The organism is Lysobacter sp. Soil_C_59, assembly GCF_057656415.1.
In genome coordinates, this window is sequence record NZ_JBDGKK010000004.1 from 393,645 (window position 1) to 411,708 (window position 18,064).

Below are 18,064 nucleotides of genomic sequence, written 5' to 3' on the forward strand. Positions count from 1 at the left end.
GGCCATCAGACCGCCGTCAGCCAGCCGGCATGCGCCGGCTCTTCACCGCGGACGACGCGCGAGTACAGCGCCGACAGCTCGCGCGTGACCGGGTTGTCGCCGAACTCGCGGCGGTCGAGCACGCTGATCGGTGCTGTCTCGGCAGCCGTGCCGCAGACGAAGACCTCGTCGGCGTCGAGGAGCTCGTGATGGGTGACGGTGCGCGACTCGGCGCCGCTCAACTGGATCAGCGTGTCGCGGGTGATGCCGGGCAGGGCGTCGCGGTGCTCCACGGCGGTGACCTGGCCGTTGCGCACCATGAAGACGTTGGCGCCGGTGCACTCGACCACGTTGCCGTCGTCGTCGATGAACAGCGCCTCGTCGAAGCCGCGCGACTTGGCTTCGCGTTTGGCCAGGATCGAGTTGACGTAGCCCCCGCACAGCTTCAGCGGCGGCAGCGCGCTGGCCGGGTTGCGGCGCCACGGCGACACCGTCAGGCGGGTGCGGTCGCCGGCCAGGTGCACGCGCTGGGCCATGGTCGCGACCATGAAGTGCTGGGTCAGCTGCGAGACGTCGAGGCCGATGCTGCCGGTGCCGAACCAAGCCAGCGGGCGGATGTAGGCATCGCGATGGTCGTTGGCGCGCAGCGTTTCCAGCGTCGCTTCGAAGGCGCGCTCGACATCGAAATCCAGACCCAGCAGCTCGGCGCCCTTGCGCATGCGCTGCATGTGCTCGGGCAGGCGGAACACCGCCGCGCCCTGGCGCGTGGCGTAGCTGCGGATGCCCTCGAACACGCCGGTGCCGTAGTGCATGGCGTGCGTGGTCAGCGGTGCCTGCAGCGAGTCGGCGCTGGCGAGTTCGCCGTCGAACCACAGCATCGGGGTATCGGTGGACGTTGGGCGGCGGCGCGCATCGTCAAGCATGGACAGCGGCATCGCGGTGCCGCGCTGGCGCACACTCTGTTGATTCTCGGTGACGGTCATTGACACGGCGACACCTCCACCGAGAGGCAGTCGTAGAGCTTGGCGAGCTGGGTCTGCAGGCTGGTGTCGGCGCGATCGCCTTCGACGGTCAGGCGCAGGTACCAGCGGTCGCCGTCGGGCTGCGCTTCGCCATCGACAGCGAGTGGGCGGAAACCGCGGCGTTCGGCGGCGCCCAGTACACGCGCCAGCGCACCTTCGGCCTGACGCAGGGTGAGATCAAGCTGGTATCGCATGGCGGGGATCCTCGGCGGTGGGGGTGGCAATGGCGGCACGCGCATCGGCTTCCGGATCGAGCATCTGCGCGTTGTTGTGGTTGGGCGGCACCAGCGGCCACACGTTCGCGGCCTGGTCGATGGCCACGTGCAGCAGGGCCGGGCCGGGGGCGGCCAGCAGCTGCTGCAGGGCGGCCTCGACGCCGTCGGCGCGATCGACGTGCAGCGCCTGCACGCCGAAGGCGGCGGCTACGGCGACGAAGTCGGGGTTGTCGGACAGGTCGATCTCGGAATAGCGGCGCTCGAAGAACAGCTCCTGCCACTGTCGGACCATGCCCAGGGCCTGGTTGTCGAGCAGCACGATCTTCACCGGCAGGCCGTAGCGGCGCAGTGTGGCCAGCTCCTGCACGTTCATCAGGAACGAGCCGTCGCCACTCACGCACACGACCTGCGCCGACGGATCCTGCATCTGCGCGCCGATCGCGGCCGGCAGGCCGAAACCCATCGCGCCGAGCGCGCCGCTGGTCAGGTGCTGGCGGGGTTCCTTCATGCGCCAGTGCTGGGCCACCCACATCTGGTGCTGGCCGACGTCGCAGGCGACGACCGCATCGGGCGCCAGTTCCGACAGGCGCTTGAGCAGCGACGGCGCGTAGACACTTTCGCCCGGTGCGTCGTAACGCGCGGCATGTTCGCGGGCGCGCTGCTGGCAGGTCGCGCGCCAGGCGCGGCGGGCGACGCCGTTGCGTCCGTGCAGGTGCGCCGCGCACGGCAGCGTCAGCGCCGTCAACGTGGTGCGGATGTCGCCGCGCACGCCGACGTCGGCGTGGCGCAGCTTGCCGATCTCGCAGGCGTCCAGGTCCATGTGGACGACGCGGGCGTTCGGTGCGAACTCGGCCAGCTTGCCGGTGGCGCGATCGTCGAAGCGGGCGCCGACGACGATCAGCAGGTCGGCTTCCTGCACCGCCAGGTTGGCGGCGCGGCTGCCGTGCATGCCGAGCATGCCCAGGTTGAGTGCATGTCCGGACGGCAGCGCGCCCAGGCCCTTCAACGTCAGCACGGTCGGGATCTGGGTGGCGTCGACGAACGTGCGGAACGCGGCAACGCAATCGCCCAGCGCGATGCCGCCGCCGCCGTAGACCAATGGCCGCTGCGCCTGCGAGATCAGTGCCAGCGCCGCATGCAGTGAGGCATCGATGGGCGCGGGCACATCGTCGATGTCGGCCGGCACGTGCGCCGGCAACTGCGAGGCGTCGCCGAACTGCACGTCCTTGGGCAGGTCGATCAGCACCGGGCCGGGACGGCCGGAGCGGGCGATGCGGAATGCCTCCGCCACCATCCGCGGCAGGTCTTCGACCTTTCGCGGCAGGAAGCTGTGCTTGACGATCGGCATGGTCATGCCGAACACGTCCAGTTCCTGGAAGGCATCGGTCCCCATCAGCGCCGTCGGCACCTGGCCGGTGATGACCACCATCGGCACCGAGTCGAGCATCGCATCGGCGATGCCCGTCACCAGGTTCGAGGCGCCCGGCCCGGAGGTGGCGACGCATACACCGACGCGCCCGCTTGCTCGTGCGTAGCCATTGGCCGCGAATGCCGCGCCCTGTTCGTGGCGGACCAGCACATGGCGCAGGTCCGATCCGTGCAGGGCATCGTAGAAGGGCATGATCGCGCCGCCCGGGTAACCGAAGAGCGTATCGACGCCTTCGGTCACCAGGGCCTGCACCAGCCAGCGGGCACCGTTCATCACGCCGCCTCGGTCTGCGCCGGGCGCGCCGCGGTGGCCGCTGCCGGTTGCGGTGACGACGCCAGCCACTTCATGTTGGCGCGCAGCTTCTTGCCGACCGCTTCGATCGGATGGTCGAGGTCGGCCTGCTTGAGCGCCTTGTAGTTGGCGTTGCCGGCGGCGTACTCGGCGATCCACTGGCGCGCGAACGTGCCGTCCTGGATCTCGGTCAGCACCTTCTTCATCTGCGCGCGGGTGTTGTCGTCGACGACGTAGGTGCCGCGGGTAAGCGCGCCGTACTGCGCGGTCTCGCTGATGAACTCGTGCATGCGGGTGATGCCGCCCTCGTAGAACAGGTCGACAATCAGCTTCAGCTCGTGCAGGCACTCGTAGTAGGCGACCTCCGGCTGGTAACCGGCTTCGACCAGCGTTTCCCAGCCGGCCTGCACCAGCTTCGTCGCGCCGCCGCAGAGCACGGCCTGCTCGCCGAAGAGGTCGGTCTCGGTCTCTTCCTTGAAGGTGGTCTGGATGGCGTTCTGGCGGGCGCCACCGATGCCGGCGCAGTAGGTCAGCGCGAGCTGTTCGGCATTGCCACTGCGGTCCTGGTGCACGGCGTAGACGGACGGCACGCCGCGGCCGATCTCGTACTCGCGACGCACCAGCGCGCCCGGGCCCTTCGGCGCGACCAGCACCACGTCGAGATCCTCTCGCGGCGTGATCTGGCCGTAATGGACATTGAAGCCGTGCGCGAACAGCAGGCAGGCGCCGGGCGCGATGTTCGGCTCGATCACTTCGCCGTAGAGCTGCGGCTGGACCATGTCCGGCGTGAGCACGGCGACGAGCTGTGCGTTCCTGACCGCTTCGGCGGGCGTGGTGACGGTGAAGCCGTCGGCCTTGGCCTTGATCTCGGTCGGGCCGCCCGGTCGCAGGCCGATGGTGACATCGAAGCCGGAGTCGCGCAGGTTCAGTGCATGGGCGCGGCCCTGGCTGCCGTAACCGACGATGGCGACGCGGGGTTTGGAGCTGGTGGTCATTGCAAAGTCCTTGTGATGTTCGAAGCGGAAGGAGGAACAGGGACGAGCGACTTCAAAGCGGGATGTGTCAGGCGAGCGCGGGCTCGCGTTCAGTGGTGCTGCTGGTGCCCGTGTCGACCAACTGGCTGGCGATGCGGCGGTCATCGAGCGGGCCCGGCGCAGTCACCGCACCGCGCGAGGCGGAACTGACCACCCGCGCGTACTTGGCGAGCACGCCGGTGGTGACGCGCGGTGCGATGCGCGCGGCGGTGCGCGTCGACAGATCGGCATCGACGTCGATGCGGCGCGTGCCGACATCGATCCGCACGCGGTCGCCGTCGCGCAGCTTGGCGATCGGCCCGCCGTGCGCGGCCTCGGGCGAGATGTGGCCGACCATGAAGCCGTGCGTGGCACCGCTGAAGCGGCCGTCGGTGATCAGCGCGACATCGTTGCCCAGGCCCTGGCCGACCAGCGCCGCGGTGACCGCGAGCATCTCGCGCATGCCCGGGCCGCCGGCAGGTCCTTCGAAGCGGATCACCACGACGTCGCCGGCATTGACCTGGCGCGACTGCACCGCCGCGAACGCCGCTTCCTCGGAATCGAACACGCGCGCGGTGCCTTCGAAATGCTCGCGGCCGTGGCCGGCGAGCTTGACGATGCAGCCTTCCGGGGCGAGGTCGCCGTAGAGGATCGAGTAACCGCCGCGCGGCTTGATCGGGTCGTTGATCGGGCGGACGACATCCTGGTGCGCCGGTGCCGGGACGTCATCGAGTTCGGTGAAGAACGAACGGCCGGTGACGGTCGGAATGTCCTCGATCAGGCCGGCAGTACGCAGTTCGCGCGCGACCAGCGCCGTGCCGCCCTGTTCGAACATGTCCGCGGCGGTGTAGCGGCCACCGGGCTTGAGGTCGGCGATCACCGGCGTCATGCGCGCGGCCGCTTCGAACTCTTCCAGGTCGAAGGCGACGCCGGCTTCGTGCGCGATCGCCAGCAGGTGCAGGGCGGCATTGGTGGAGCCGGCAGTGGCCGAGACCGCGCGGGCCGCGTTGCGCAACGCAGCTGGGGAGAGGATGTCGCGCGGTCCCGGCCCGCCGTTGCGCAACCGGTCCATCACCAGCGCGCCGCAAGCCCGGGCGGCGGCCGGCTTGTCGGCGTGGATCGCCGGGATGTCGTTCAACTGCAGCGGCGACAGGCCGAGGAAGGTCAGCACCATCGCCATCGTGTTGGCGGTGAACTGGCCGCCGCAGGCACCGGCGCCGGGGCAGGCATGGGATTCGATGCGGTGCAGCTCGGCGTCGTCGATGCGGCCGGCGGAGTGCGCGCCGACGGCTTCGAAGACGTCCTGCACGGTGAGGGGGCGGTCGGTCTCTCCCGGCTTCGACGGACATCGGCCCGGCATGATCGTGCCGCCGTAGAGGATCACGGTCGGGATATCCAGCCGCGCCGCCGCCATCGCCGCGGCCGGGATGGTCTTGTCGCAGCCAACCAGCAGCACCATCGCATCCAGGCAGTGCCCACTGACGGCCAGCTCGATCGAATCGGCGATGGTCTCGCGCGAGGCCAGCGAGCAGCGCATGCCATCGGAGCCCATCGCGATGCCGTCGGTCACGGCGATGGTGTTGAACTCGATCGGGGTACCGCCGTTGTCGAGCACGCCCTGGCGCACGTCCTGCGCGAGGTCGCGCAGGGTGAAATTGCACGGCGACACGTCCGACCAGGTGTGGACGACGGCGACCAGCGGTTTCGCGATCGCGGCGTCGTCCAGGCCGGTGGCGCGCAGCATCGCGCGTGCCGGTGCATGTGCGGGGCCCTGCTTGATGGCGTTGCTTCTCACGAACTGGAGTCCTCGGTGGAATCCAGGTCCGCAAAAACAAAAACCCCGCGCCGTTTCGGGCGCGGGGTCTTTGTGTTTCAGACCTGGGTGGTGTGGTGTTGCTTACACGAACCCGTACCCCGCGCTGGCATGCCCGGTAATAAGTACGAGTACAAGAATGAGTGCCGCCGATGCGGTCAGGGTCAACGCAAGTCGCAGCGACTCGGCCGTGCCTTGCGGCCGGGCCTGAGTGGTCTGCGGGTGGTTGTTGCGCTGCGTCATGGAACCGAGGTAAACATGCCCGGCGCGGGCATGTCAACAGTTTCGTATGAAACAGCGCGAGGTTGCGACGAGCGGCTCATCGCTTCAGCAATCGCTCGCGCAGTGCGGCGTAATCGACGGCCAGGGACTGAGCAAAGGCCGGCCACGAAAGGGTTTCCGCCAATGCCGGCGGTGGCTCGACGGCATGGCCGACGAGTGGCTCGACGATGGTTTCGAACTTGGCCGGGTGGGCCGTGGCCACCACCGCCCAGGGGCGACGATCCCCTTGCGCTCGCAACTGCTCGAGCACATGCAGGCCGGTGGCGGTGTGCGGGCAGGGCACGATGCCATGGCGTCGTGGCGCCTCGCCGATGGTCGCGGTGATGGTGGCGTCGTCGACCGCGAATGCCTTCAATGCGCTGCGTAGCTGTGTGTCGTCGTCATGCCAGTAGCGCAGCCGTTCGAAGTTGCTCGGCGCGCCGACATCCATGGCATTGGCCAGGGTCGCGCGCGTCGCCTGGGGTGCGTAGTCGCCGCCGGCGAAGTAGCGCGGCAGCACGTCGTTGGCGTTGCTGGCCAGGACCAGATCGCCGACCGGCAACCCCATCCGCCGTGCGAGGAAGGCCGCGCAGGCGTTGCCGAGGTTGCCGGTGGGGACGATGAAGTTCAGTGGCTGGCCGTTGCGCGCGAAGAACTCCAGCGCAGCGTGTGCGTAGTACGCCACCTGCGGCAGCAGGCGTCCGAGGCTGATGCTGTTGGCGGAGCTGAGCGACATCGACTGCCGCAACGCTTCGTCCGACAACGCCTGCTTGGCCAGGCGCTGGCAGTCGTCGAAGCTGCCGGCGACGCGGTAGGTACGCACGTTGGCGCCCCAGCATTCCAGGCCATGCGCCTGGCGTGGCGAGACGCGGCCTTCGGGGTAGAGGATCACCACCTCGAAACCCGGACGGCGGTGGAAGGCTGCAGCCACGGCCGCGCCGGTGTCGCCCGAGGTCGCTACAAGGATCGTCGTCGGCGGTGCGTCCTGCGGCCGCAGACGTGACAGCGACTCGGCGAGGAAGCGCGCGGCATAGTCCTTGAACGCGGCCGTCGGTCCATGGAACAGCTCGAGCAGGTGGTCGCCCTCGCCAGTCATTCCACGCAGCGGAGCAGGGAAGGAGTAGGCGTGTTCGCAGATCGCCGCCAGCGACTCGCGCAGTGACGAAGCGGCGAAGTACGGCGCCAACACCGCGTGCGCCGTGTCGGCCAGCGTGGCCCCGGCTTGCACGGTAAGCGTCGGGATTCGCTCGGGCACGTAGAGCCCGCCGTCGGGAGCGAGTCCGGCGACAAGGGCCTGGTCGATGGACGTGGGGGGCGTGTTGCGGCGCGTGCTGGAGAAGTTCATGGGGCTCGTTGCATGAGTTTGTCACCCGTCATTCCCGCGAAGGCGGGAACCCAGTGACGTTGCTGTTGAGAATGCCGAAATCCACGTCACTGGGTCCCCGCCTTCGCGGGGATGACGGGTGACAGGCAAATCGAGTCAGAGCAGAACATCCGCCCGCGGTCCCGCCACGGGCGTGACGTACGCGCGCGAGCCGTATCCGGCCTGCGCGAACGCTGCCTGCATCGCCGGCGCCGCCGCTTCGGCCTCGGACTTCGATGCGAACCACGCGAACGTGCTGGGCCCGGCACCGGAGATGCTGGCGCCCAGCGCGCCATGGTCCAGCGCCGCTGCCTTGGCCTCGACGAAGCCGGGAATCAGCGGCGCGCGGCGCGGTTCCACCAGCAGGTCGTGCAGGCCTTCGCGCAGCAGCGACGCATCGCCACGTTGCAGCCCGGTCAGGAACAGCGCCAGGTGCGAGCTCTGCTCGACCACCAGCGACAAGGGGTACGGTTCGGCCAGCACTGCGCGGGCGCGTCGCGTTTCGAGCATCTGGTCGGGATGGACGACCACCGCGTGCAGCCACTCCGGTACCGCCAGCGGGATCATCCGCGTCGCAGTGGCCATCACCACGCCACCGAGCAGCATCGGCGCGACATTGTCGCCGTGGCGACTGCCGCTGGACACCGACTCGCCGTCGAGGGCGAATCCGTACAGCGCTTCGCGCGGCAGTGGCGCATCGAGCAATGCATTGGCGGCGACCAGCGCGGCCACACAGGACGCGGCCGAACCGCCGAGGCCGGAGCCGAGCGGGATGCCCTTTTCCAGTTCCAGCTCGAAACCATGGCCCAGGCCGAGCGCGGCGCGCAACGACATCAGCGCCTGGCCGGCCGTGTTGCGTGCCGCCTCGAGCGGCAGCGTGTCGGCACCGGCGACATCGCCGCGGATCGCCACGATCCGCACTTCCGGCTGTGCAATGCGACGCACCACCGCGACATCGCGAACGCCGGCAATGGAATGCCCGAGCAGGTCGAAGCCGACGCCGATGTTGCCGACACTGCCGGGCGCGAACGCGCGGCATTGCAGGCGATTTCCGGCGATGGCCGCGTCCGATGGGACTTCTATACCCACGCTCATGCGTGCGCCTCGACCGGCACGCCGGCATGCAGCTGCGGCATCCCGCACGGCGAGCCCAGCGATTGCGCGATCGCCAGCACGTCGCCGAACACGCCGGCGGCGGTCACGTCGGGACCCGCGCCCGGGCCCTGTACCACCAGCGGATTGTCGGCATAGCGACGGGTGCTGAACTGCACCAGGTTGTCGGTCAGGCGGGTATGGCAGCAGGCGTGTTCGCGCGGCAGGGCGACCACGCCGACGCTTGCACGACCATCGCGGTCGAGGCGGGCGAGATGGCGCAATGCGCGCTGCTGCGCGTCGGCTTCGCGGTAGCGGGCCAGCATCGGCGCATCCATTTCATCCAGGCGCGCGAGGAATTCGTCCCTGCTGACCGCGCGCAGTGCCTGTGGCACCAGGTTCTCCACTTCGACATCCTCCAGCGACAGCACGCGACCGGCTTCGCGCGCCAGGATCACCAGTTTGCGCGCGACATCGAGGCCGGACAGGTCGTCGCGCGGATCAGGTTCGGTATAGCCCAGCGCCTGCGCCTCGCGGACCAGCTGCGAGAACGGCACGCTGCCATCGAAACGGTTGAACAGCCACGCCAGTGTGCCCGAGAGCATGCCGTCGATGCCGAAAAGTTCGTCGCCGGTGTCGAGCAGGTTGCGCAGCGTCAGCATCACCGGCAGGCCGGCGCCCACCGTCGCCTCGTAGCGGAAGCGGCCGCCGCCGCTGCGGCTGGCGTCCTGGATCGCGCTGTAGCGGGTCCAGTCGCCGCTGCCGGCGTGCTTGTTCGGGGTGACGACGTGGATGCCGGCGGCGAGCCAGCGCGGATACAACGCGGCGACGGCGGGACTGGCGCTGCAGTCGACGATCAGCGCGTGCGGCAGGTGCTCGCCGCGGACGTGGCTGGCGAAACGCTCGAGGTCTACCGCCTCGGCAGCGCCGCCGTCCAGGCGTGCGACCGCGTCCGCCGGCTCGATACCGCGTTCGTCCAGGTGCATCGTGCGGCTGTTGGCGAGCGCGCGCAGGCGCAGGTCGAGGCCGGAGCGCTTGCGCAGCTGCGGCAGTGCCGCCGACAGCTGCAACAGCAGTGCGCGGCCGACCTGGCCCGGGCCAATCACGCCGACCGACAGGGTTTGCGGCGATAGCCAGAAGGCGGCGTGCGCGGCGCGCAATGCTCGCGTCGCGTCCTTGTCGCCGATGGCCACCGAGATGTTCCGCTCGCCCGCGCCCTGAGCGATCGCACGGGCATTCACCCGTGCCTGTGCCAGGCCGCCAAGCAGCCGCGCCGCCACGCCTGGCGTGCCGACCATGCCATCGCCGACCGCGGCCAGCACGGCGATGCCGTCGGTCAGGGTCACGCCCTGCGCCTGGCTGTCGGCGATGGCATCGGCGAAGGCGACGGCGACCGCATCGCGCGCACGCTGCGCCTGGTCGGCGCGCACGATGCAGCAGATCGAATGTTCGGAGGATCCCTGCGAAATCATCGTGACCGACACGCCGGCCCCGCGCAGCGCGCCGAACAGCCGCTCGGCCGCGCCCGGCACGCCGACCATGCCGTTGCCCACCAGTTCGACGATGGCCATGTCGCGCACCAGGCTCAGGCCTTTCACCGGCGCGCCATCGGGATCGCTCTTCGGGCTGATCAGCGTGCCGGGCAGGTGCGGCCGGCGGGTATTGCGGATCCACAGCGGAATGCCGCGCTCCTGCACCGGCGCCAGCGTCTGCGGATGCAGCACCTTGGCGCCGAAGTAGGCCAGCTCGCACGCTTCGGCGTACGACATCGAAGGCAGGCAGACCGCTTCGGGCACCAGCCGCGGGTCGGCGGACAGCACGCCGTCGACGTCGGTCCAGATCGTCAGCGCGTCGGCGTCGAACAGGTTGGCGAAGATCGCCGCGGAGTAGTCGCTGCCATTGCGACCGAGCGTGGTGGCGCGCCCTTGCGCATCGCGCGCAACGAAACCTGTCACGACTACGTGGCCGTTGCCGTTAAGCCCGCGCCACTGGGCCAGGCGCGTGCGGCTGGCGGGCCAGTCGACCGCCATGCCCATCTCGCCGGGATGCACGACCAGCACGTCGCGCGCATCCATCCGCAGCCAGCCCGGTGCGGTCGCGGCAAGCGCGGCGTGCATCAGTCGCGACGACCAGACTTCGCCCCAACCGGGCAGTGCCGCCGCGAGCGGCTCCGCGGCATTGCTGTCGAAGGCGATCGCGGCCAGCTCGCCACGCACCGACTCGAACTCCTCGTCCAATGCCGCCTGAAGCCTCTGGCCACCGTCGCCGTCGAGTGCATCGGCCGCGGCACGGTGCCGCTGCCGCAATGCTTCCCAGGCGGGTGCCCAGTCCTGGCCCGCGCGAGCAGCGGCGACCAGGGAAATCAGCGCATCGGTGACGCCCTGCATCGCCGACACCACCACGACACGGGTACTGGCCTGGTCATCGAGCAGGCCGGCGGCGACACGATACAGGCCGGCGTCGGCAAGGCTGCTGCCGCCGAACTTGTGGACGTGGCACTGCACTGCGCGTTTATTGCGGTCGGGCGGTGCGGCATCGGCGGAAGGCATGGCTCGGGCTCCTTGTGGGCCCCGCTTCCGGTCCGGGTGCACACCTGCGCACCCGGGTCGGGTGCGGAGGCGTGGTCTGAATCAACTGGACACGCCCGTCCGCACCCCGAAAGGAGTGGTACCGGTACCAGTGGTAATCGCAATGTTGCGATGCGTCATGGAGGCGAGAAGATCACGCGGTTCCGGGGGCTGTCAACAGTTGCATCTGTAACGGGGACATGTGTGACAAGAGAACGCTCTTTTGCGTCCGCCGGGGCCAGCCACGTAGCATCGAGGCAGATACCCATGGGGACGCCGCGGTGAGCGCCGGCGGCACGAATGGGGTCCATCGTCCAACTCCACGGCACTGGCGCGCGCCCGTGCACGGTCCTGTGCAGGCGCCATCAGCTTGAACGAATCACTGCTTCGATCCACCTTGAGCATCGGCGAAGCGGCGACCGTCGCGACGATCTGCTTCGGCCTTTTCATCGTGGCGTCCACCCAGTCCGTGCTGGCAGGATTTCCGCAGGCCACGTTCTCCGATGCCGGCAACGTCGCCACGGTTGTCATTGAGATCGTGCTTGCAGCGTGTGCGCTTGTGTACCTGCGCAGCCGGGATTTCGACATTGCCTCGCTGTATCCGCAACCCGACTGGCGCGGTACGGTGGTGGGCACGATTCTCTATGCCGCGACGCTGCTGGCGGGTTACCTCGTCACCGCACCGTTCGCCGGCGAGGACGGAAACGCGGGCATGGTGGCGTTCTCGTTCAGTGGCGTGTCGATGGCCACCACCATCGCGCTGGCCATGGTCAACGGCACGTTCGAGGAAGTTTTCCTGCTGGGCGTGCTGGCCCGCAGCCTCCGCGAACAAGGTGCCTCGATCGCCATCGGCGTATCGATCCTGGTGCGGATCCTCTATCACCTGTACCAGGGACCTGTCGGCGTCCTGTGGATCCTTGCATTCGGCCTGGCGGTGACCGTCTTCTACATGCGTACCGGCCGGCTTTGGCCCGTGGTGTTCGCGCACATGTTGGCCGATATCGTGCCGGTGTTGCTACTCGAGGCCTGATCCACAGGTGCATGTCGCGTTCCAGCCGCAGGCACCGATGTATTGGGATGAGCATGCTATGTCCAGCATGCTCATCATCCACAGGAGCATGCAATGAAAGGGATCTTCTCGAAGGGACTCGTCGTGTGTGGCATGTTGGGCTTCCTCGCCAGCGCGCCTGGCGTGGCGCAGGCGGGTGAACTCGGCAGCGAGGACCTCGTCTACTCGTATGACGAGATGTTCGATTTCGACATCGTCGCCTATCTGGCCAAGCACGCGCCGCACCTGCGTCGTCACGCCGAATCGATCTCGCACTGGGCCGGCTACAGCGGCGTCAGTCCGAAGGTGCTGATCGCGTTGATGGAATTGCAAAGTGGCGTGGTGTCCGGCCAGCGCCCCACTCCAGACGCGATGCGGCGCCCGTTTGGTGCCCTCGCCGACGGCGACGACTTCAACGCGCAGACCCGGGACATGGCACTGGCATTGCGCGAGGCCATGTACGAACGCGACTCCGCAGGCACCACCGGCCCGGTGCCACTGTCGCGCACGAGCCCGCTGCAGTCACTGTTCGCCCTGGCTGGAGCAGGCCGGGCCGAAGCCGTGCTGCGAGGCGACACGGAGTTCCAGCAGGTCTACGCTCGACTGTTCAACGAACCTCGAAAGGCCAAGGCGCCTTCGCCGCATTTCCAGCCCAGCGCGAACAGCGGGGCAGCCGCGGTCCTCCTGCAGTTTCCATTCCCGCGCGGAGAGCGATGGCACGTCGGCGGCGCTCATACCAATACCGGCTCGGGCAGCTTCCCGATGTCATCGCTGGATATGTCGCTGGGCGGCGGCTGGGGCAGCGACCAGGACAATGTGTGGGTGGCGGCGTCGGCGGACGGACAGTTCAAGCGCCATTCGTCGTGCTTCGCCGAAGTAGTGCACGACGGCGGCTGGTCGACGACCTATTACCACCTGTCAAACATCCGCTATGGCACCGGCGCTACCGTCTCGGCCAACGCCGCCATCGCCAATCCCGCCAACAACCGGCAGCAGGCGCTGTGCGACGGCGGCCAGTCGACAGGACCGCACCAGCACTGGTCACTGAAATCCAACGGCAGCTTCCATCACCTCAACGGCGTGACCCTGGCCGGATTCCAGATCACGGCCATCGGCGACAGTTACGACACCGACTGCGGCCGCTTCAATCTGTCGAAGGGCGGTTTCAGGTACTGCTCGGGGACGTTCCGCAACCCTTGATGTCGTCGTTCGCGCCCGGCCCGAACTGGGCCGGGCGCACACTTCGTCAGTGCAGGATCGATGCCGCGACTGTCGGGGCGTTGGCGCTGCCATGCAGCTCCCGCACCAGCACGGACTCGAAGGCGGCAGGGTCTTCGATATGCGGGATATGCCCGACCCGTTCGATCACGCGCAACTGCGACTGCGGCACGAGCGCCTGCAGCCGGTGGGCCTGCGACATCGGCGTGACCGTATCCTCGGTGCCCCACACCAAGGTCAGTGGCACTTGCAATCGGCTGATTCCGGCCGGCTCGGTGCTCAAGCCCTGTTCGGGCATGCACGCGAAATGGTAGGCCCATGCACCCAGTGCACCAGTGGCACCGTCGACGCTGGACGGTCGGCGGTACTGTGCGAGCCGGGCCGACGTGATCGCTTCCTTTCGGGCGACGAAACTCGCCAGCAGCTTCCTGCTCCACAGCGGGTTGGTTGCAGTGGCGGCGAGCATCGTGTGGCGTAACGGCGCGACCGCAAAGGCGCGGCAGGGAACCGAATCGGGCGCCGATCGCGAATCGAGCCCGAGTGCGGCATCGACCAGCACCAGTTGGCTCACGCGCGTCGGCGCGACCAGTGCCAGCTCCAACGCAGGACCGCCACCGAACGAGTGGCCGACGACGATCGCGCGATCGACGCCATGATGGTTGAGCACGCCGACCAGTCGTCTTGCCTGCGCGGCGCGACTGAAATCGACATCGACCGACTTGTCCGAGTAGCCGAACGGCGGCAGGTCGACGGCGATCACGCGGTAGCCGGCCCGGTTCAAGGCCGGGATCAGGCTGAACCAGGTGCCGCTCCATGCGGCCGTGCCGTGCACCAGCAACAGCGGCGTGCCGCCGGCGCGGCCCGTGGCCTGCGAATGCACCATCACGCCGTCGACGCTGGTGTACGTGCCCCCGGCCGGTGCGCTCGCGACCAGCGCGTCACGCTCGTGGACGAAGCCGTAAGACAGGCTGGCAAGCACGTACAGCGCCAGGACCAGCAGCACGAGTGCAAGCACGCGCAGGGGCCAGGCGAACGCACCGCGTGCGTTAGTAGTCAAAGACGTGCTCCACCGGCTCGCCACTGGCGACCTGGCTGGACAGCAGCGCATCCAGCCGCGCGACCGGAACCTCGAGCACGCGGCGCTCGAAACCGGCGCGGGTCAGGATCGGTTGCCGGATCAGCACGTGCGCATCCGGGTGGACCGGCTGCGCGACAGGCACCACCACGCTGACCAGGATCAGGCCGCGGTTGCCGGCGATCTCGACGAAGCGGCTGCCGCCTTGCGACAGCGTCGTCGCATAATCGGTGAATGTCTGGTAGCGCGGGACCTCGACCAGCGCCTGCCGGCCACCGCCCTGGTACAACCGCCGCAGTTCGGGCAGCTTGCCTTCGATGCCGTCCGGCAGGCCTTCGACCACCGCCACGGTGGTGGCACGCGGCGCCTCGAACGTCGAGCGCGTCGCCTGCTTGATCAGCGCGGCATAGCCGGCCTTCACGATCCACTCGCTGGTCAGTGCGTAGCGACGTTCCCACTTGCGCAGCGCGTCGTGGCCCCACCACGGTGTCTGCGTCCACAGCGTCTTCAACGGCGTGACGAAATCGAACTCGTACCAGGGCCGGACACGGATGAAGTCGACGTACGCGCGCGCCTGTTCGGTCGCAAGCCTGTCCTCGGGCGTGGCGTTCGGTGACGAGGTCAGCTCGGTCAGACGGCCGACGAGGGTTTCGTAGACGCCCTTGATCGCGTACTCGACGGTCGTGCTCACGCCGATCACCACGATCATCGTGTGGTACTCGCCGTTGAACGGATACTTGCCCTGCGTGGCACCGATGATCTGCCGGTAGGCGCCCCAGAACTGGCCGACATGGCTGAAGAACGGAAACGAGCTTGCCGGTTGTGACGCCTGCAGCACGTCCGCGTACTCGTCCGGGCTGAACACCAGGAACCATTCCGGGAAGGTGAGGTAGGTCTGGTCGGCACCGCGACGGTCTTTCTCCAGCGCCGTCAGCGCGTCCGTTCGCGATTGGGGCAGGGCGGCGGTGGCGCACGCGAACAGCACGATGGTCGCGAGTACGCGCGATCGCAGTGACTTCATGCGCGCCAATGTCATCGGTCAGCTCCGCTGGAAGCACAGCAACGTGTTGAGCGTCGGGTCGTGGTCCTGCAGCAGGCGCGGCCCGGTCAGCTCGAAGCCGTGCCGCCTCAGGATCACCACCCACTCGTCGATGGTGCGGAAGTGCCGCAGCTCGCGCGCATTGGTTTCCCACGACACGCCAAGGCCAGCGTTGAACACCGCGTGCGCCAGCGACACCAGCGCCCGCATGTAGTCGTCGCCGACATCATGGTCGCGAACGACCAGCAGGCCGCCGGGCTTGACCACCCGCTGCAGCGAGGCGAGGAACGCATCGAGACGGTCGAGCGGAATGTGGTGCAGGCCGATGTAGCAGGTCGCCAGCTCGATGCTGGCATCGCCGACGCTGGCCGCGATCGGCGCGTAGTCGTCCATCGGCACGAACCGACCCAGCTTGCGCAGGCGCCCTCGCTCGACGATGTCCACCGGCGAGAAGCCGGGCGCGACGTCGTTGACCAGGACCAGGTCTCCGCGCAGGTCGAGGTGGCGGCGCAGGTCGCTGACGTAACGGCCGGTGCTGCCGATCTCCATGTAGCCGTCGAAGCGTCGGCGCTGCCCCAGCAGTTCGAGTGTCTGCCGCGACATTTCGCGCTTCTGCCGGGACAGCGACGGGATCGCGTAGGTCAGCTCCGACAGGAACGGCTTGATCGACGGCAGTCGCGACTGCAGCGCGCGGTAGATGCCCTCGTCGTGGCGCTGCGCACGCGTCTCTTCCTGGATCAGCGCATGGAAGCGGTCCTCTGGGTAGAGGCGATAGATCGTCTGCAGGAAGCGGTAGAAGTCGTCGTTGCCACGCGTGTTGCCGTAGACGGCTTCGAAGTCGCCGAGGGGAGTGCTGGAAGCCAGGTTCATCGGATGCTCGGGCGTGGCTGAGTAATAGGTGTCCCACAACACGTTGCGCCAGCGGAAATCCGGATCGACGCGGCGCTTGAGCGCGAACAGCTCGCTGGCGCGGGGATAGGCACGGTGGAACTGCGCCGGCGTGGCGTGGGGCTGGTAGGGCAGGTAGTAGGTGCCGCCGCAGGCGATCGCGGCATCGATCAGTTCGCGCGTCCACACCGCGACCCGGGCCCTGGCGTTCGCCCGCGTGCGCTGCTTGTAGTAGAGGACGAAGGCAAAGACTTCCTCGCGCGCCCAGGCCAGCATCGAACCCGGGTCGGCGAAGGCATGGCGGACCGACACGTTGACCATGTTGACGCGGTGGCGCTTGAGGATCTCCGCCATGCGCGCAACGAACTCGTCGAAGCGCGCGACCGGGACGAAGTACTCCAGCAGTACATACGTGCTGCGCTTGCGCGATTCCGGCTCGAGTTCGGCGACGTCGTACCCGGCTTCGTAGTTGCGCCAGTGCACCGGCCTGGATAAGTAGATCAGCCGATCGAGAAGGTGCTCGCGCCGCCACTTGCCACCGATCGACTCGGTGAAGGCCCAGAAGAAGTAGCGGTGCAGCGGAAAGTGCCGGCGCAACGGCTGCAGGCGCTGCGGCACGGTGACGGCGTTGCTGGTGCGCCGCCAGGTCACTGCGCGGACGCGCTCGAAATGGGGCGGATAGAGGTCGGCGTTGTGGAACACCGCCTCGCCATCGCTGCGCACGCGCTCGTGGAAATAGCCGGCGTAGCGGCGGGTCGGCATGCAGGCATGCGCGCGCTGCACACGCGTGTTGTCGGTCAGTTGCAGCTCGGCTTCGACGATCACGCCGAGGCCGCCGTAACCGCCGATGGCACCGTGGAACAGCTCGCTGTTCCGTTCCGCGCTGGCATCGACGAGGTCGCCATTGGCCAGGACCATGCGGATCGATCGCACCGACAGGATCAGCGGGCCCAGGCCGACGTAGCGGCCGTGCACGTTCACGCTCAACGAGCCGCCGACGGTGAAGTTGGCGTAGGTCTGCATGATCTGGATCGACAGGTCATGCGGATCGATGAAGCGCTGGATGTCGCACCAGCGGCAACCGGCCTGGACGCGGATCACGCGATCCTGGGGGTGGAACTCGAGCACCTGGTTGAGCGCGCGCATGTCCAGGTGCAGGCTGCCCGGGCTGGCGGTCTGCCCGCCCATGCTGAAGTGGCCGCCGCCGACCGAGATCGGGCCGTCGGCGCGGCGCACGGCCTCGCGCACTTCGTCGATGCTGGTCGGCGTCGCCACCGCCCACACCCGGACCGGATTGAGGCCGGTCACGTCGTTGACGATGACCCCGGCGCGCTCAGCCCGGTTCAATGGCGGCCACCTTCAGGTAGTCGCGCCCCAGCGTGCGCGGATCCTCGCCGTACTGGTTGTCGCCCGCGGTGCCGCGCGCGAACACCAGCAGGAAGGCCACCAGCAGCGGGCCGAGCACCGGCACCAGCAACGCCAGCAGCCATGCCGGGGAACGGGCCTGGTCGTGCAGGCGCCGTACCGACAGCGACAACAGGACCGCGAAGAAGGGCAGGTAGAGCACCAGCGTGCTGGCGCTGCCGGCCACGCGCTCGAGAAACACATACAGGACGGTGAACACCGCGCTGGCGGCTATCGCCCGCCACAGCAGGCTGCGTCGCCGTAGGCGACCTTGCCACCGGGTCCATCCCAGGATCCATTCCGTCATTTGTCCCCAACCCCCCGTCAGGTGCCTTTCCCGGCCGGCT

Annotated in this window: 14 protein-coding genes; 2 read left to right on the forward strand and 12 right to left on the reverse strand. The window is 68.4% G+C overall.

The features are described 5' to 3' along the window. Positions 1-5: 5 nt before the first annotated feature. The 8 genes from AC3A3Q_RS11055 to thrA all read right to left on the reverse strand — a co-directional run bounded on the left by AC3A3Q_RS11055 (position 6) and on the right by thrA (position 11,027). Positions 6-962 (reverse strand): aminotransferase class IV, encoded by a 957-nt coding sequence (locus tag AC3A3Q_RS11055; RefSeq protein WP_487586300.1) that lies wholly within the window; start codon positions 960-962, stop codon positions 6-8. Beyond that, positions 959-1,195 (reverse strand): ACT domain-containing protein, encoded by a 237-nt coding sequence (locus AC3A3Q_RS11060; protein WP_200608666.1) that lies wholly within the window; start codon positions 1,193-1,195, stop codon positions 959-961. The genes AC3A3Q_RS11055 and AC3A3Q_RS11060 overlap by 4 nt, the downstream gene beginning before the upstream one ends. Continuing rightward, positions 1,179-2,918 carry an acetolactate synthase 2 catalytic subunit gene (gene ilvG / locus AC3A3Q_RS11065; protein ID WP_487586301.1) on the reverse strand — a complete coding sequence of 580 codons (1,740 nt, stop codon included), beginning with the start codon at positions 2,916-2,918 and terminating at the stop codon, positions 1,179-1,181. Before ilvG ends, AC3A3Q_RS11060 begins: the two co-directional genes overlap by 17 nt. Then, entirely contained in the window at positions 2,918-4,075 is a 1,158-nt protein-coding gene (gene ilvC, locus AC3A3Q_RS11070; RefSeq protein ID WP_487586302.1) for a ketol-acid reductoisomerase, read from the reverse strand. The genes ilvG and ilvC overlap by 1 nt, the downstream gene beginning before the upstream one ends. After that, entirely contained in the window at positions 3,999-5,744 is a 1,746-nt protein-coding gene (gene ilvD / locus AC3A3Q_RS11075) for a dihydroxy-acid dehydratase (protein WP_487586303.1), read from the reverse strand. The genes ilvC and ilvD overlap by 77 nt, the downstream gene beginning before the upstream one ends. Before the next feature lie 337 nt (positions 5,745-6,081). Then, positions 6,082-7,368, reverse strand: a complete 1,287-nt coding sequence (gene thrC / locus AC3A3Q_RS11080; RefSeq protein ID WP_487586304.1) for a threonine synthase — start codon at positions 7,366-7,368, stop codon at positions 6,082-6,084. Between the two features lie 135 nt (positions 7,369-7,503). Beyond that, positions 7,504-8,481 carry a homoserine kinase gene (locus tag AC3A3Q_RS11085; RefSeq protein ID WP_487586305.1) on the reverse strand — a complete coding sequence of 326 codons (978 nt, stop codon included), beginning with the start codon at positions 8,479-8,481 and terminating at the stop codon, positions 7,504-7,506. Further along, a complete protein-coding gene (gene thrA, locus AC3A3Q_RS11090) occupies positions 8,478-11,027 on the reverse strand; it encodes a bifunctional aspartate kinase/homoserine dehydrogenase I (RefSeq protein WP_487586306.1) in 2,550 nt (849 codons plus the stop codon). The genes AC3A3Q_RS11085 and thrA overlap by 4 nt, the downstream gene beginning before the upstream one ends. A 388-nt stretch (positions 11,028-11,415) precedes the next feature. Here thrA and AC3A3Q_RS11095 point away from each other — a divergent pair, with 388 nt between their 5' ends. Continuing rightward, positions 11,416-12,075 carry a CPBP family intramembrane glutamic endopeptidase gene (locus tag AC3A3Q_RS11095; protein ID WP_487586307.1) on the forward strand — a complete coding sequence of 220 codons (660 nt, stop codon included), beginning with the start codon at positions 11,416-11,418 and terminating at the stop codon, positions 12,073-12,075. A 93-nt stretch (positions 12,076-12,168) separates the two neighbouring features. Beyond that, positions 12,169-13,293 carry a hypothetical protein gene (locus tag AC3A3Q_RS11100; protein ID WP_487586308.1) on the forward strand — a complete coding sequence of 375 codons (1,125 nt, stop codon included), beginning with the start codon at positions 12,169-12,171 and terminating at the stop codon, positions 13,291-13,293. Positions 13,294-13,339: 46 nt separating this feature from the next. Here the strand turns inward: AC3A3Q_RS11100 and AC3A3Q_RS11105 are convergent, their stop codons facing one another. Genes AC3A3Q_RS11105 through AC3A3Q_RS11120 form a run of 4 tightly spaced genes read right to left on the reverse strand, consistent with a single transcriptional unit; the run spans position 13,340 to position 18,024 of the window. Continuing rightward, entirely contained in the window at positions 13,340-14,368 is a 1,029-nt protein-coding gene (locus AC3A3Q_RS11105; RefSeq protein ID WP_487586309.1) for an alpha/beta fold hydrolase, read from the reverse strand. Beyond that, on the reverse strand, positions 14,358-15,407 hold the full coding sequence (locus tag AC3A3Q_RS11110) for a hypothetical protein (protein WP_487586310.1): 1,050 nt from the start codon (positions 15,405-15,407) through the stop codon (positions 14,358-14,360). Before AC3A3Q_RS11110 ends, AC3A3Q_RS11105 begins: the two co-directional genes overlap by 11 nt. 18 nt (positions 15,408-15,425) lie before the next feature. Continuing rightward, the gene (locus tag AC3A3Q_RS11115; RefSeq protein WP_487586311.1) at positions 15,426-17,660 is read right to left on the reverse strand and encodes an FAD-binding protein; all 2,235 of its coding nucleotides are present in this window, start codon (positions 17,658-17,660) and stop codon (positions 15,426-15,428) included. Further along, positions 17,647-18,024: a DUF805 domain-containing protein gene (locus AC3A3Q_RS11120; RefSeq protein ID WP_487586312.1), complete on the reverse strand. Its 378-nt coding sequence runs from the start codon at positions 18,022-18,024 to the stop codon at positions 17,647-17,649. The genes AC3A3Q_RS11115 and AC3A3Q_RS11120 overlap by 14 nt, the downstream gene beginning before the upstream one ends. Positions 18,025-18,064: the final 40 nt, after the last annotated feature.

Coding starts and splice junctions, on each gene's coding strand:
- AC3A3Q_RS11055 (WP_487586300.1), bottom strand. CDS start 962: ATGACCGTCACCGAGAATCAACAGAGTGTGCGCCAGCGCGGCACCGCG.
- AC3A3Q_RS11060 (WP_200608666.1), bottom strand. CDS start 1,195: ATGCGATACCAGCTTGATCTCACCCTGCGTCAGGCCGAAGGTGCGCTG.
- ilvG (WP_487586301.1), bottom strand. CDS start 2,918: ATGAACGGTGCCCGCTGGCTGGTGCAGGCCCTGGTGACCGAAGGCGTC.
- ilvC (WP_487586302.1), bottom strand. CDS start 4,075: ATGACCGCCGCATCGCCAGCCAGTTGGTCGACACGGGCACCAGCAGCA.
- thrC (WP_487586304.1), bottom strand. CDS start 7,368: ATGAACTTCTCCAGCACGCGCCGCAACACGCCCCCCACGTCCATCGAC.
- AC3A3Q_RS11085 (WP_487586305.1), bottom strand. CDS start 8,481: ATGAGCGTGGGTATAGAAGTCCCATCGGACGCGGCCATCGCCGGAAAT.
- thrA (WP_487586306.1), bottom strand. CDS start 11,027: ATGCCTTCCGCCGATGCCGCACCGCCCGACCGCAATAAACGCGCAGTG.
- AC3A3Q_RS11100 (WP_487586308.1), top strand. CDS start 12,169: ATGAAAGGGATCTTCTCGAAGGGACTCGTCGTGTGTGGCATGTTGGGC.
- AC3A3Q_RS11110 (WP_487586310.1), bottom strand. CDS start 15,407: ATGAAGTCACTGCGATCGCGCGTACTCGCGACCATCGTGCTGTTCGCG.
- AC3A3Q_RS11120 (WP_487586312.1), bottom strand. CDS start 18,024: ATGACGGAATGGATCCTGGGATGGACCCGGTGGCAAGGTCGCCTACGG.